The 14428-nt window shown below is 65.1% G+C and carries 6 protein-coding genes and 1 pseudogene; 4 read left to right on the forward strand and 3 right to left on the reverse strand.

Going from position 1 to position 14428, the window contains the following annotated elements; translation table 11 throughout:
* Nucleotides 1–49 precede the first annotated feature (49 nt).
* Together Q4F91_RS09945 and Q4F91_RS09950 are read right to left on the reverse strand one after the other, a co-directional pair.
* Complete coding sequence (locus Q4F91_RS09945; protein ID WP_303337268.1) at nt 50–289, reverse strand: DnaJ domain-containing protein; 240 nt, start codon at nt 287–289, stop codon at nt 50–52.
* A 6-nt stretch (nt 290–295) separates the two neighbouring features.
* Complete coding sequence (locus Q4F91_RS09950; RefSeq protein WP_303337270.1) at nt 296–493, reverse strand: hypothetical protein; 198 nt, start codon at nt 491–493, stop codon at nt 296–298.
* Between the two features lie 533 nt (nt 494–1026).
* Between Q4F91_RS09950 and Q4F91_RS09955 the strand changes: the two genes are divergently transcribed.
* Both Q4F91_RS09955 and Q4F91_RS09960 read left to right on the forward strand, forming a co-directional pair.
* Nucleotides 1027–3021, forward strand: coding sequence for a ribonuclease catalytic domain-containing protein (locus tag Q4F91_RS09955; RefSeq protein WP_303337272.1), 1995 nt, complete (start codon nt 1027–1029; stop codon nt 3019–3021).
* 105 nt (nt 3022–3126) lie between these two features.
* Nucleotides 3127–3546, forward strand: a complete 420-nt coding sequence (locus tag Q4F91_RS09960) for a hypothetical protein (protein ID WP_303337274.1) — start codon at nt 3127–3129, stop codon at nt 3544–3546.
* Nucleotides 3547–3630: 84 nt separating this feature from the next.
* Here the strand turns inward: Q4F91_RS09960 and Q4F91_RS09965 are convergent, their stop codons facing one another.
* The gene (locus Q4F91_RS09965; protein ID WP_303337276.1) at nt 3631–3912 is read right to left on the reverse strand and encodes a type II toxin-antitoxin system RelB/DinJ family antitoxin; all 282 of its coding nucleotides are present in this window, start codon (nt 3910–3912) and stop codon (nt 3631–3633) included.
* Between the two features lie 811 nt (nt 3913–4723).
* Here Q4F91_RS09965 and Q4F91_RS13565 point away from each other — a divergent pair.
* Both Q4F91_RS13565 and Q4F91_RS09970 read left to right on the forward strand, forming a co-directional pair.
* A pseudogene (locus tag Q4F91_RS13565) lies at nt 4724–4849 on the forward strand (ESPR-type extended signal peptide-containing protein); the annotation flags it as partial.
* 924 nt (nt 4850–5773) lie between these two features.
* Nucleotides 5774–14386 carry an autotransporter outer membrane beta-barrel domain-containing protein gene (locus Q4F91_RS09970; protein ID WP_303337278.1) on the forward strand — a complete coding sequence of 2871 codons (8613 nt, stop codon included), beginning with the start codon at nt 5774–5776 and terminating at the stop codon, nt 14384–14386.
* Nucleotides 14387–14428: the final 42 nt, after the last annotated feature.

Genomic DNA, 14428 nt, shown 5'->3' on the forward strand with positions numbered 1-14428 from the left:
GGGCTGGCGCGGTGCCAGCCCTTGTTAGATCGGCTTCAAGTTCCCAAACTCAGGTCCGGGAACCGAACAGGCTTTGATACCTCTGCAGCTCCGCATCGTATTTCCTGCGCGCCTCGGGGTCTCTCAGAATGCAGTAGGCCTCGTTGACCGAGGCCATGCGCTCATTGGCGTCCGCCCCCTTGTACCGGTCCGGATGCCATTTCATCGCGGCCCGGCGATAGGCCTTCTGAATCTCGGCCTGCGAGGCCGTCGCCGGGATTTCGAGAACCTTGTAGTAATCAACAAACATAGGGTTTTATTGTTTTTTGACAAGGTCAAACTTGCTGTCATCGGTCTTCGGCTGCCATTTCCATGCCGCGGTGACCGCTGCCAACCACGCCAGGGCAACCGGCGCACTTATCCACCAGATGTGCTCACTGTGAGCTATGGCATAGATCGGCAGGGCGACGACGGTGATGGCGACGATGATGACCAGCTTGATCAGCGTTCTCATTGATTCCCCCATTGATGCAGACAGGCCCTGCGCCGAGGCAGGGCAAAAGTGAGCCCGATTATGTCACCCGAATGTCTCGCCGAGCGTACACGGATGACGTCGCGTTGGTGCGCATCAAGGGGATCCTGAGCGTCAGGTCACATTTTGAACTGCGTGCCGGGCAGGTCCTGCCGATGACGCTCTCTGAAGGAACAGGGCTCCGGGTTCCCCGGTTTCAGACCGTCTGATCACGAAATTTCCGGCCGGAGCGGCACGAAACCGCCCCGGTTTTTCGCGTTTTGATTCTGTAAGGGAGGGTTTACGAACAACTAAGGATTCTTTAGGAGTTGATGAAGCCTCGCCAGTGCTGAAGGCGCTGATGCGGTCCGGTCAATGGAATCTTAGAAGACCCTCCTCAAATCGCTGCGACAGCAAACGGTGCACCCACCCGTATTCTGATCTTATGGGCTGTTCCGCCCCGGAAGCGGAGCAGATGATCAACCAGCGTGTCCGCGGGCAGAAGCGCGCGTGCCTGCGGACCGGGAGGAAGGTGTATGCAGATTGTATTTGAAGAGGACGGCGTTCCGAAGGTGGGGACGGTGCTGGAGACGGGCTGGAAGGACTTCAGGGTGGAGCTCCCCGGAGGCCGGCGCATCAAGGTGAAGAAGCCGCAGGTGATCTTCACGCACGAAGGGCCCGGCGCCGGTCAGCTCCAGGAGGAGGCGGCGGCAGTCGCCCGCGAGATGGACCCGGCCTTCCTCTGGGAGGCCGCGCCCGAGCATGCGTTTCTCTATTCGCACCTGGCCCGGGAGTACTTCACGAAACCCGGGCCCGTGGAACTGGTGGCCATCCTCCTCGCCCTCGAGGGGAACCCCGACTGGTTCGTCCACTCGGGGCCGGGGAAGTACCGCCGTGTCGAGAAGGCGGTCATTGAGCGCAGGCTCGCGGAGGAACGGGCGGCCGAGGAACGCCGTCAGTCGATCGAAGTGACGGCGCAGCGCATTCTCGCGGGCGACGTGCCTGAGTCGATCGCGGCGGATCCGCTCGGCTCGGGCCGGGCGGGCCTCGACTACCGCGGGCTCTGGCGGGCCGCCGAGCTGAGCGGCGTCTCGGTGGGCCGGCTCATGCTCGACCTCGGCCTCGTCGCCTCGCCCTGGGTGCTCCACACGGGGAGGTTCTTCAGGAAGCATTTCCCGCAGGGCAGGGAGTTCGGTGAGCTCCCCGAGCCCCCGGCCTTCGGGGACCTGCCCCTTGCGGACGTCGCCGCCTTCTCGATCGACAACTCCGAGACCACCGAGATCGATGACGCGGCGAGCGTCCGATTCTTAGGCGACGGTCGCCTCGTGATCGGCATCCACATCGCCGCGCCCGGGCTCATCATCGAGCGGGGGAGCCCCGTTGACCTCGCGGCCCGGGAGCGCATGAGCACGGTCTATGCGCCGGGGCTGAAGACCACGATGCTGCCCGAGGACTGGATCAAGGCGGCGAGCCTTGACGAGGGCCGTGCCGTGCCCTGCGTCTCGCTCTACGCAACGGTGGAGGCCGGGACGATGACGGTGCTCGCCACCGAAACGCGGCTCGAGCGCGTGATGATCGAGACGAACCTGCGCCACGACCGGTTCGATCCGCCCGTGACCGTGGAGATGATCGAGGAGGGGAGGCTCGCGATCCCGCACGCCCGCGAGATCGAGGTGCTCTGGCGGTTCGCGAGGATGCGCGAGACCGTGCGCGAGGAATACCGAGGGTACCCGGAGCGCCTGGATCTCCTCTGGAAGTGGGAGCCGATGCTCGAGGGCGAGGGTGAGGCGGCGCACGTCTCCTTCCGCCGGGACGAGAGGAGCGACCCCGTCAACCGCCTCGTCGCCGAGCTCATGATCTTCGTGAACGAGACCTGGGGGCGGTTCCTTGACGAGCGCGGGTATACGGGCATCTACAGGAGCCTGACCGACGGGTTCGTGAGGATGAGCTCGCAGCCGGGGCCGCACCTGAGGATGGGCGTCGGCTGCTACGCGTGGATGTCGTCGCCGCTTCGCCGCTACGTGGACCTTGTCAACCAGCGTCAGCTCATCCGGGCGCTCAGGGGCGAGCCCCCGGACCACGGGAACAACGACATCGAGCTCTTCCTCATCATCAGCCGGTTCGTGAGCCGGAGCGGCGTGCTCATCGGCTTCGAAGGCCGGATGAAGCGCTACTGGTCGCTGCGCTGGATCGAGCAGGAGGGCTTGACCGACCTCACCGCCGTGGTGGTGAAGGACAACGTCGTGAGCTTCGATGACCTGCCGCTGCGCGAGCGCATCCCGGGCCTCCCGAGGCTCAGGCGCGGCACCCGCGTGCGGCTGAAGGTAGTCGGTCTCGACTACGTCGGGCTCACGCTCAGCGCGAAGCTCCTTGAGGTTCTGCCGGAGGTGGCGGAGGTCATCGACGACGAGGAGGCCGACGACGCGAGGGCGACTGTCAGGGTCGTGCCCCCGCCGGGGATGGAGGTGCCCGAGGTGCCGCAGGAGCCTGCGGAGGAGTCCCTGGAGGAGGTGAGTGACGCTTCCGAGTGATCCATGTCTTCTGCCGGTCGTCGTCAACCTGCCCGGGGGAGGCGGCGGGGTGACGGCGGCCATCACGTTCTTTCTGATCTCAACACTTTTTTGGAGGTATTCCAGATGACCAAACCCTATTTCATGCTGCACGGATGCGGCGAGAACGGCGATCAGACGATCCGCCTCGAGCTCGGCCCCCGCGGGGAGTTCTCTTCCAAGGAGCTCGGCATCGCCCGCGGCCAGGTCGTCGTCGCCGCGGACGCCGCGCTCGAACCGACGGTCCTGAAGGGGAGCAAACTCCTCGTTGACCTCGACCAGGCCGAGTTCACGGTGGACGACGTCTATGTCTTCGACCGCGGTCCCGGCGTTCCTTTTGATATCGCGGAGGTGAAGCGCCTTGAGGACGGCAGCTTCCTCTACGTCTCGGACATCGAGAAGCCCGAGCACCTCGCCGACCTCTCCGGGCGCCATGTGCTCGGACGCGTGGTCGACTGTTTCATCTCCATTCCGATGATGCGGGAGGACGAGCCGCTCATCAGCTGAAGCGCCGGCGAGGGAGGTGACGGGGAACTTGCCCCGGTCTCAGGGGCGGCGGGCCGTGGAGGGCCTCGCCGCCCTCAGTATCTCTCAATAGTCCACGTCATCCTTGTCGTCATCGTCCCGCTTGGGTTCAGGCGGATTGATGACACCGTTCCTGCTTCTTGTCACCTCAAAGGTCTGTCCCTTGAGACTGAACTTCGGCGATCTGCGGACCTCGAAGGGGAAGCCGCCGCACTCGTTGAATTTCCTCACGAACACCTTGATGACGGCCGACGGCGTCATGCCGAGGGACTCCGCAATGGCCACGAAGGCCTCCTTGTCCTCGGCGGAGATCTTTGTGTTGAGCGAGACGAGTTTCTCCATGGTCATTACCTCGTGTTCTGAGTATCACTGCATACGTACAGCGTAACACGTTGGAACACCAAAGACTTCCGGCACGCGCGTCGCTGGGCATACCAGCAACAGGAAGGGCGGGTCCCGCTGACCGGGGTCTTCAGCGGCGTATGGACGACGGAAGCGTTGACTGAGACCCCGTTGGGAGTTCAAGCAGCCCTGAGGAGAGGGGATTCGGTCAGGGCCTGCCGGGAGGGCTTGAGCTAAGAAGGCGGGTTGATTCGATCGCCTTCTTGAAATGTCAACCCTGTCAAGCCGGAACAGCAAAACTCCCTCCTGTGCCCTCCGAACCAGGTGACGGCGAAGAGTCACCTCAAATCGAATGCATACGGGTTAACCCTTACATTTCGGAACTAACGGGCAACGCGCTTGACAAAACATCGCGACGAGGGGGTATCTTACTGATAGACCTCGGCGATGTGTGTCCGTTTGTTTCGGTGAATACATTGATTTTCACGGAAATAAGCGGGTTTTTGCGCGCCAGAAATGCAGTCCAAAGGTGTGATCTTTGAAGGTCGGGTTGCTCCTTGCCGGAATGTTGCCGCTGAGCGATGCCGGTCAGCCGGAAACGGATTCCTCGAGTTTGCGTTTCCTGCTGTCGGGATCGTTCTTCTTTGGTTCGTGATCCTGTACCCGGGAGGGTGCAGCGAGATCAACCAGGGCGACAAACGCGACTGAACGGCATCCGGCCCCCGGGCCGGCGGACACAATCCTCAAAAAGCGTGAGCGGCGGCATGTGTTCAGGTGCACCGCAGAAGCTCCGCACGAACATCAAGAGAAACCTGATATGAACAATTCTTACAAGGTGATCTGGTCCAAGGCTCGTCAGGCGCTGATGGTGGTGAACGAAGCCACCAGCTCGGTGCAGGCCAAGGGAACGAAAACAATCGTGGCGACGGCCGTTGCGGCGGCAATGCTCGGCACCGCCGGATATTCCTTTGCCGCTCTGAACGCCGCGGATTACGGTTTCACCCAGACGGAATCCGAGGCGACAAGTTCCTTTGGAACCGGCTCCGCCACCGATTCATACCTTGTTTACGCCTTTACGTCGTCAGGGACTCAATATGGAACCTGGTATGCAGGCGGCATTTATGTGTCTGAGGGCTCGAAACTTGAAGATTACTTCACCGTGGGGACGGGCTACTCGCTCGGCACCATCCAGCCCGACGGCACTGGTGTGGCCAGCAGCTCGCAATATGGAACCAGCACCCCTCTGACCATCAAACTCACCAACCACAGCACCACGGGCCAGGTTCATATTTACGGCGACCTTATATTGGATGAATATACAAGCCTCTATTGCCCCTACAATTTCCGCCTTTACAACACCGGTACCCTTAGCCTTCAGAACAGTTACCTGGAGCAGACGGGCGCGAGCAACATCAGCCTGGAAGGAACGTCCTACATCGGCACGGAGCGCACGGCCTATGTCAAAGGCACCTATGTAACTGTTTTAGGAACCACCTATTTGGGAAACAGTTCCACGTTAACGGCTGACTACAGGGTGTCAGTTTCTGACTCAGAAAGATGGAGCACCCAGGGCCGGATCGTTGCTGGTGATGACACTGCCATTAATACCCCTCAGTACTGGCAGAATGCAGTGCTTGCGAGCACTGTCGGAACCCTGAATGTCACCGGAGCGGAAAGCACCGGCTGGTATGGCGCTGCCGGTTATGAAAGCCTGACCGTCAAGGGCGGTCAGCTGACAGTGAATGAACTGAATGTCGGCAGTGAGGATTCTTCCGCAAATATTATAGTTACCAAGCAAAATGCTGGTACATATGAATATACTTATAATGGAGTCACATATACCACAGAGCAGGAAGCCTCATACAGCGTGCCGCAGCTCATTATCAAATCCGGCACGGTTTACGGTGATTTGACTGTAGAGAACACAACGGACAGCGACCTCGCCTCCGTTCTCTTCGGGTCCGACGGCTCGACGGGTACCACGACAATCCACGGCGATACCACTGTTGGTGCAAGCAGCGCCCTTGAGGTGAAGGCCGGATCCACGCTTGACGCCGATGACACGGGCACGAGCTTCAATGTCAGCACCGGCGGCAATGCCTACAGCACCGGCACAATGAAGCTCAACACCGCCAATATCGAGGGTGGCCTCACAACCACGGGCACGACCGACATTGCCCAGACGCTTGAGCTCAAGACCGGCACGGTCAGCACACTGACCGGCGGCAATCTCAACCTCAAGAACGGTGCGACCATCAGCGGCGGCGAACTCAAGACCTCCGGCACCGGGGCCGTCACCAAGGTCACGGGCACCACCTTCAGCGTCGCCGGCGGCGCCGTCAATACGGTGAACGCCGGTCAGCTGCTGCTCGGAGACGACAGTACCGATGTCGCGGTCAATGTCTCCGCGGGCTCGCTCACCACCACGGACGCGACGACGACGGTGACGGGCAAGCTCACCCAGACCGGCGGCTCGGTTCTCACCGACAGGGCCTCGGGTTCCTCGACTCTTACGCTGGAGAGCGGCGCCGAGATCACCGGCGGCTCTCTCACGACCACCGGCAGCGGCGCCGTCACCGAGGTGACGAGCGGGAACTTCGTCGTTGACGCCGCGAGCTCCTCTTCCTCCGGCTCCGTCACGACGAGCTCGCTCGGTCAGCTGATCATCGGCTCGGCCGATCAGACGACGAAGTCCCAGCTGCAGATCAACGGCGGCTCGGTGACGACCTCTTCGAGCGCAACGACGACGATCTACGGTGACACAACGATCGGTGCCACGGGCGGCAGCCTCAAGACCGACACGAGCGCCACAACCACCGTCGAAGGGGCCTTCTCCCAGTCGAGCGGCACCGTCACGACCGAGAGCGCAGGCACCCTCAATCTCAACACAACCGCCGAGATCAAGGGCGGCACGCTCACGACCTCGGGCGACGATTCCGAAACCAACGTCGCCGGCAACTACACCCAGACCGCGGGCGACGTGGACACACTCACGGGCGGCGCGCTCAATCTGAACGGCCAGAAGACCAGCATCCAGGGCGGAACGCTTGACACCTCCGGCACCGACGCCGTGACGACCGTCGCGGGCACCTACGCCCAGACGGCGGGAGATGTCTCGACCCTGACGGGAGGCAAGCTCAACCTCAACTCAAGCGCCGACATCGACGGCGGCTCGCTCAAGACCTCGGGCGCGAATGCCGTGACCACGGTCGCGGGCGCCTATGACCAGTCGAACGGCTCCGTCTCGACCGAGACCGGCGGCACGCTCAACCTGAACACGACGGAAGGCACGACGACGAGCCTCACCGGCGGCAGTCTCACCACCACCGGCACAGGAGCTACCACCAACGTCTCGGGCAGCTACAGCCAGACGGCCGGCGTGGTCACCACGACCACCGCCAAGGGCGAGCTCAATCTGCTCGGCGATACGAACGACATCGACGGCGGCTCGCTCACCACTTCCGCGGGCGGCGTCACCAACGCCACGGCCGGCACCTTCACGGTCTCGGCCGCCGAGGTCAAGACCACCGGAGCGGGTTCGGAGCTCAACGTCAAAGACCTTGTTCTGGACAACGAGGGCGCCACGCTCACCACGGATGACAACGCCGACACGACCGTCGCGGGCACCCTCAAGCAGAGCGCGGGCGAGATCGCGACCGGCGCGGGCGGTGAAGTCACCGTCACGGGCGCCGCGGAAGTCACGGGCGGTCAGCTCACCTTTGACGGAACGAGCGCCGGCTCTGCCAATGCCGGCACGATCAACGCCCAGGGCGGCCTCTCGGTCTCGAGCGGCGCCCAGGTCGTCGTGGAGGCCGGCGAGAACGCGGTCATCAAGGGCCTCGCCTCGGACGGCACGGCCCAGAGCATCAGCTTCGCCGCCGACGAGACAGGCGAAACGAGCGCGCTCATCAATGCGGGCACCCTGACGCTCGCGGGCAACATCACACTCGACGACGCAAGCTCCAAGGGCAACACGGGCACGATTGCGCTCGCCGACGACACCGGCTCCGACCTCACGGTCTCCGCGAGCCAGCTCGCGAACCTCACGGCCGGCGACAGCGCAAAGATCAGCCTCGGCAGCGCGGCAAGCACGTCTGACGAGACGACCAACACCCTCACGGTGACGGACTCGGATCCGCTCACCGTGACCAACGACGGTGCGGATGACTCGATCAACCTCGGCAAGATCACGGGCTACGGCCAGCTTGACGCGACCGCGGCGGAATCCGTCGCCTTTGCCGATGCCGAGTACGGCTCGACGGTCGAACTCGTCGCCAACACGCTCGAGGCGGGCGAAGCCAACGCTTTCACCGTCGCGAGCGGCGCCACGGTCACGGCACTGAAGGGCTTCTCCATCGCCGGTGACGCGGATGCCCAGACGCTCGACGTGATCGGCACGCTCAACATTGGCGAAGCCAACGAGGCCGCCGAGGACGGCACGCTCGCCGAGGTCAATCTCTCGAACGTCACTGTGAACGTCACGGCGTCTGCCGACAACGACGGTCTCCTCGTCTCGGGCGAGACGGATCTCAAGCTCGGCACCCTCGCTGTCTCCGCGGCCGAGGGCGGGACGGGCGCGACCGGCGTCACGATTGACGCGGGCTCGAAGCTCTCCGTCGGCACGCTCGGCGCTGTCGCCGATGACTCGCTTGAAGTCAAGGGCACGCTCAGCGTCGCCGCCGCCCAGGTGATCGACGAGGATACGACAGCCGGCACGCTCTCGAGCACGCTTGTCGCCGCCGTCGCCGATGACAGCACCGGCACGCTCGACCTCACGGGGCTCAATGACCTCGACATCTTTGCCGATGCCGAGACGTCCTCCACGTCGTTCGCCTCGCTTGGCAAACTGCTTGACGCCTTCGCGGGCCTCACCGGCATCAGCCTCACGGGTGACCTGCGCGGCACGGTTGACGGCACGGGCTCAGACCCGGTCTCCGTCTCTGAGCTCAACGACTACGCCGCGCTCGGCGACGGACTCTCCTTCGTCAATCTGAGCGTCGAACCGGTCAAGACCGGCGAGAACATCACCGGCACCATCAGCCTCAATGACGTCGAACTTGACGATACCAACACCGACGGCTTCCTCAAGGTGGGCGACGTCGGCGAGGACGGCGTCGCGGGTGACCAGACCACTCACCTGACGCTCTCCGGCAATGCCGATGGCGACACGGACAATCTCGTCACCGGCGCGGACGGCAGTTCCCCGGCGGATGTGAAGCTCTACGGCAATGACACCACGCTCGAGCTCACGAACGGCGGCGTGATCGGCTCGATCACGAACGGCGACGAGGGCGACGAGCACAATGTCGTCTTCAACGGCCTCGAGAGCGGCGGCTCCACTCTGGCGGCCGACTACACGACGGGCGCGCTCGGCGACTCCGAGAGCCCGCTCACCTCGGTCGACGTCAACGCCGGCGCCAACATCGACACGACTGGCGGCCTCTATACCGACGGCTATACCCTCTCGGGCGATGAGACCGGTGCGATCGAAACCTCGCACACGGTCGACGGTGACGCGAAGATCGGCGGCGACGCCGTGATCGAGGACAACGCTGACTTCCTCGCCACGGGCGCGTCGACGATCGGCGGCGACCTCTCCGTGTCGAACGGCTCGACCTTCGGCTATGCCGAGTCCGAGACGGAGGGCGGAGACCCGACCATCGGCGGCGCGCTCAACGTCACGGGCAGCGTCAACGTCGGCGACTCGACGCTCTCCTCGCCCGACGGCTCCAAGGTCTGGGCGTCCGAGGCCACGATCGGCGAAGACCTCAATGTCGTGAACGGCTCCGAGTTCGGCACCACGGGTGACGCCACCGTCGGCGGCGACGTGCTCGTCGAGGGCGACGGCAATGGCAACGGGTCCACGCTCGACGTGGGCGGCGAGCTCACTGCGGACAACGTCACCGTCACGGGCGGCTCGACCGCCACGGTGGGCACGGCGGACCTTGACGGGTTGCTCAAGCTCACGGACGGCGCTAGCTTCATCGCCGAGGGCGATGAGGCCACGGAAGCGGCCGACGGCGCCATCGCTGCCGCGGGCGGCGTCATGGTGGGCGACAACACGGAAGAGGCGACCGTGCCCGACGAGTCGAAGCTCATCGCCGGTTCGCTCACGACCGCGCTCGACCCCACGGCCGAGGACACCACTTATGAGGACGCCTCCGTCAACAACGGCGCCTCGATGCTCGTCACGGGCGAGACCGAGGTGGGCGATCTTGACGTGCTCGGCGGCTCGACCTTCGGCTTCGACGAGGACGGCAACCCCGAGGGCGGCAAGATCATCACGCACGCGGACGAGGACAGTTCCGGCGACGTGACTGTGAGCGGTTACTACACCGATCCCACGACCAATGAGAAGGTGGTCTCCGCCCTCTATGCGGAAGGCGCCGACATCGCGGGTGATCTGATTGTCAGCGGCGGCGCCGCGGCCGAGGTGAACTCGGATGCGGACGGCAGCCCCGCCAAGGTCGCGGGCACCGTCTCCGTCGCGGGTGCCACGGGCACTGCTGACGGCGACAAGGTCTCCACCCTCGTCTCCGACGCCCTTGAGGCCGGTGACCTCGAGGTCAAGGACGGCGCGGCCTACGGCTACGCCTACGATGACGAAGGCAAGCTTCAGCCCGTGGCCGAGCCCGGCACGCTCAAGACCGCTCCGAACGCGGACACCGGTGCCTCCGGAAACGTCACCGTCACGGGCGAGGATTCCAAGGCCCTGGTCTCCCAGGCCGATGTGGGCGGGAACCTGACTGTTTCCGACGGCGGCGCCTTCAAGGCCGCCTCTGACGACGACACGGCGGACACGCCGTCGCTTGCCGTCTCGGGCTATGTCAGCGTCTCCGACGGCACCGTCGAGGTTGACTCGGCCGACATCTCAGGGTACCTGAGCGTCGTGGACGGCGGCTCCTACACGAGCACCGGCGACACCGAGGTCTCCGGCAAGGATGAAAGCGGCAACGCGGTCGCGGTCGGCACGGACGGCACGGCCTCCACGCTCGACGTTGACGGCCTGCTCGCCGTCAGCGGCGACGGGAAGACGGTCGTTGCCAACGGCTCGACCGCCACGGTGGGCGACGCTGAGCTCGAAGGCCTGCTTGAGGTCACGGGCGGCTCGACCTTCACGGCCGCCGCGAGCGAGGAAGGCACCGAGCCCGCCACGACGGGCAAGGTGCTCGCCTCCGCGGGCGTCCTCGTCGACAACGCCGGTGCCACGGGCACCAATAAGTCGACCCTCACGGCCGAGGAACTCTCCACCGCGCAGTACGGCGATGACGGCGAAACCGTCACGGGCTATGGCACGGTGACGGTCACGAGCGGCGCGGCCGCTCTGGTGGCCGGTGCCTCCGGGATCGGCAGCCTTGACGTGGTCCACGGCTCGACCTGGGGCGACAGCACGGATCCGCAGGGCGACATCACCGCGAACGGCGACGTGAACATCGGCGCCGAGGCGGACGAGACGGGCTCCGCGCTCTATGCCGAGAGCCTCGCGGCCAAGGCGTACGGCGACGACGCGGGTGACATCAATGTCATCGGCGGCTCGACCGTCGTGACCGACGGCGCCGCCTCCGCCGAAGGGAAGATCACCGTGAGCGGCGACAACGGCGACGGCAAGGCCTCGAGCCTCACCGCCGGGTCCCTCTCCGCCGGCAACGGCGTCGCGGTCTCGAGCGGGGCCTCCGTTGACGTGTCCGGCGATTCCAGCATCGCCAACGGTCTTGACGTCACCTACGGCGCCACCTGGGGCGACAGCGCGGATCCGCAGGGCGCGGTCACCGTGAGCTCCGGCTCCGTCAACATCGGCGCGGCTGATGACGAGACCGGCACTGAAACCGGCTCGCACCTCTACGCCGACAGCGTCACCGTGAGTGACGGGGACCTCAATGTCTTCAGCGGCTCGTCCTTCGAGACCGCGGACTTCGCGAACGTGAACGGCAACGCCGCGGTCGAGGACTCCACGCTTGACGTGGGCGGCCTCTTCACGGTGGCCGGCACCACGACGATCGACAACTCGACCGCTGAGGTCGGCGACGCCGCGCTCACGGGTCTGCTCACCCTCACGAACAACGCGGCCTTCACGGCCGCCGCGGGCACCGAGGGCGAGGAAGGCGCCGCGACGGGCGCAGTCAGCGCCGCCGCGGGCGTCGTGGTCGGCGACCCGGATGCCACCGGGACCGACAGTTCGAAGCTCACGGCCGTTTCGCTCACGACCGCCGGCACGGATGGCACTGGCTACGGCAAGGTCGCCGTCAGCAAGGGCGGCGCGGTTGTCGTCTCCGAATCCTCGACCATCGGCGACCTCGACGTCGTCTTCGGCTCGAGCTTCGGTGACGCGGCCGGAAAGGTCGGCGGCGCGGTTGTCGTGAACGGCAGCGCCCGGATCGGCTCCACGGACGACGCCGAAACGGGCTCGAGCTTCTACGCCGAGAGCGCCACCGTCTCGGGCGGCGACCTCAGCGTCTTCAACGGCTCGACCTTCACGACCGCGGACTTCGCGACCGTGACGGGTTCGGCCACGGTTGACGAGTCGACCCTCAGCGTGGGCGGCCTCCTCTCCGTGACCGGTGACACCGTCATCGGCACGGGCTCCACGGCCAGCGTCGGCGACGCGAGCCTCTCGACCCTCGTCGTCTCGGGCGGCTCGTCCTTCACGGCCGCGGCCGTCGAGGGCGGGGCCTCGGGCAGTCTCTCGACCACCGGAAAGGTTACGGTCACGGGCACGAACGGCGCCGAGGAGAACCCCGTCGCCTCGAAGATCTCGGTCGCTTCGGCCGCGATCGGCACGGATCTCGATGTGCTTGACGGCGCGCAGTTCACGAGCTCCGACACCCTTGACGTCTCCTCCGGAACGGCCACGGTCTCCGGCGCGGGCTCGTACCTCGCCAGCACCGGCGCGGCCACGCTCGGCGCCCTCAACATCTCGGGCGGCACCGCGAGCGAGGAGGACCCCGACGCGGATGTCTCCGCCACGGCACGCTTCGGTTCGCTCTCGCTCTCGAACGCCTCCGCGATCGGCACGAACGCTCTCGTCTACGTGGGCACGGCCGAGGATGAGTCTCTCACCTTCGAGACGGTTCAGCAGAACATCATCGCCTCGTCGCTCGCGCAGCAGTCGTCGATCAAGGATAAGGAAGCGAGTGACTTCACTAGCATCCTCTACATCGACACCGAGCAGTTCACGTCGAACGGCATCACGGTCGGCACGTCGGAGGCCTCGGCCGCCACGGGCTCGATCCTCGTCGGCTCCGACGGCGCGGTGATCATGGGCGCGAACGCCTTCTCGGTTGACGCGGACGCCTCCGCGGCCGCGGGCAAGACGATCTACACGACGGGCATCACGAACTCGCTCACGCTTGACGCGGGCGGCGTGCTTGACTTGTCGCAGATGAACGTCAACTCGGGCACTGCGGTTTCGCTCACGATCGACTGGGTCGACGGCATGGATCTCACGTCCATCCTGACGGGCAACGTCCTCTACGAGGCCACCGCCTACGACACGAGTTCGAAGCAGATCTCGTTCGGCTTCAGCGCGGTCGGCCAGGCGATGCTCTCCGACAAGCTCTCGCAGAGCCTCTCCTCGGCGATCATCAATCAGTCGAACCTCACGGGTCTCTCGACCACGTCCAACGACGGCGCGGGCTTCGTCGCCCGTGCGCTCCAGACGGCCGCGAATCTCGTGACCACCGGGTCGGATGCGGAAATCGCCGCCGCCTCGGAGGCCGCGGGCCGCATGCTTGAGTCGGCCGCCCGCATGGGCGCCCAGACGGGAGCCTTCGAAACGTCGACCATGACCGTCAACATGATCACGGGCTTCACCGAGAGCCGCCTCGGCTTCAACACGGCCGCGGGTTCGCCTGCCACCGTGCGCCTCAACGGCTCCTCCACCGCGTTCTCGCTCGCAGGCGCGTTCGCGGATGCCTCGACCACGATGACGGACACGCAGGCGCCGGTCGCTCCGGACAATGCGTACGCCGATCAGGGCACGGTCGCCTGGGTGACGCCGGTCTACTCGAAGACGAAGACGGACGGGTTTGACGCGGGCGCCTTCACCACGGGCGTCGACGCCGAGATGTACGGCGTGGCGGTCGGCGTTGACTGGGCCGCGGGTGACAACACCCGCTTCGGTCTGGCGTTCCACGCCGGCACCGGCGACATCGACAGCACGGGGTCGCTTGAGAAGACGAGCACCGACTACGACTTCTACGGGTTCACCGTCTACGGCGGCCGCGAGGCCGGCAACTGGACCTTCGTGGGCGACGTGAGCTTCGGCTACATCGACGGCGAGGCGACGCAGAACAACACTGCGGGCGCTATCACCGCCGACGCGAAGTCGAAGATCTTCTCGGCTTCGGCCAAGGCGAAGTACACGTTCGAGACGGACGCCGTTGACATCGCCCCGTACGCGGGTCTGCGCTTCAACTACGTCCACATGGACGGGTTCGAGGCGAAGTCCGCGGGCACGGTGCTGCTCAACTCCTGTCTTTGACAGCTCCGAAAGGCTGAACTCCGCGAGAACTCGCGAGGCTTC

This window comes from Sutterella sp. (genome assembly GCF_030539355.1).
Lineage (GTDB): Bacteria > Pseudomonadota > Gammaproteobacteria > Burkholderiales > Burkholderiaceae_F > Sutterella.

Bases quoted from the DNA above. Each gene is read 5' to 3' on its own strand.
- Q4F91_RS09950 (WP_303337270.1), bottom strand. From the start codon at position 493: ATGAGAACGCTGATCAAGCTGGTCATCATCGTCGCCATCACCGTCGTC.
- Q4F91_RS09965 (WP_303337276.1), bottom strand. From the start codon at position 3,912: ATGACCATGGAGAAACTCGTCTCGCTCAACACAAAGATCTCCGCCGAG.
- Q4F91_RS09955 (WP_303337272.1), top strand. From the start codon at position 1,027: ATGCAGATTGTATTTGAAGAGGACGGCGTTCCGAAGGTGGGGACGGTG.
- Q4F91_RS09960 (WP_303337274.1), top strand. From the start codon at position 3,127: ATGACCAAACCCTATTTCATGCTGCACGGATGCGGCGAGAACGGCGAT.
- Q4F91_RS09945 (WP_303337268.1), bottom strand. From the start codon at position 289: ATGTTTGTTGATTACTACAAGGTTCTCGAAATCCCGGCGACGGCCTCG.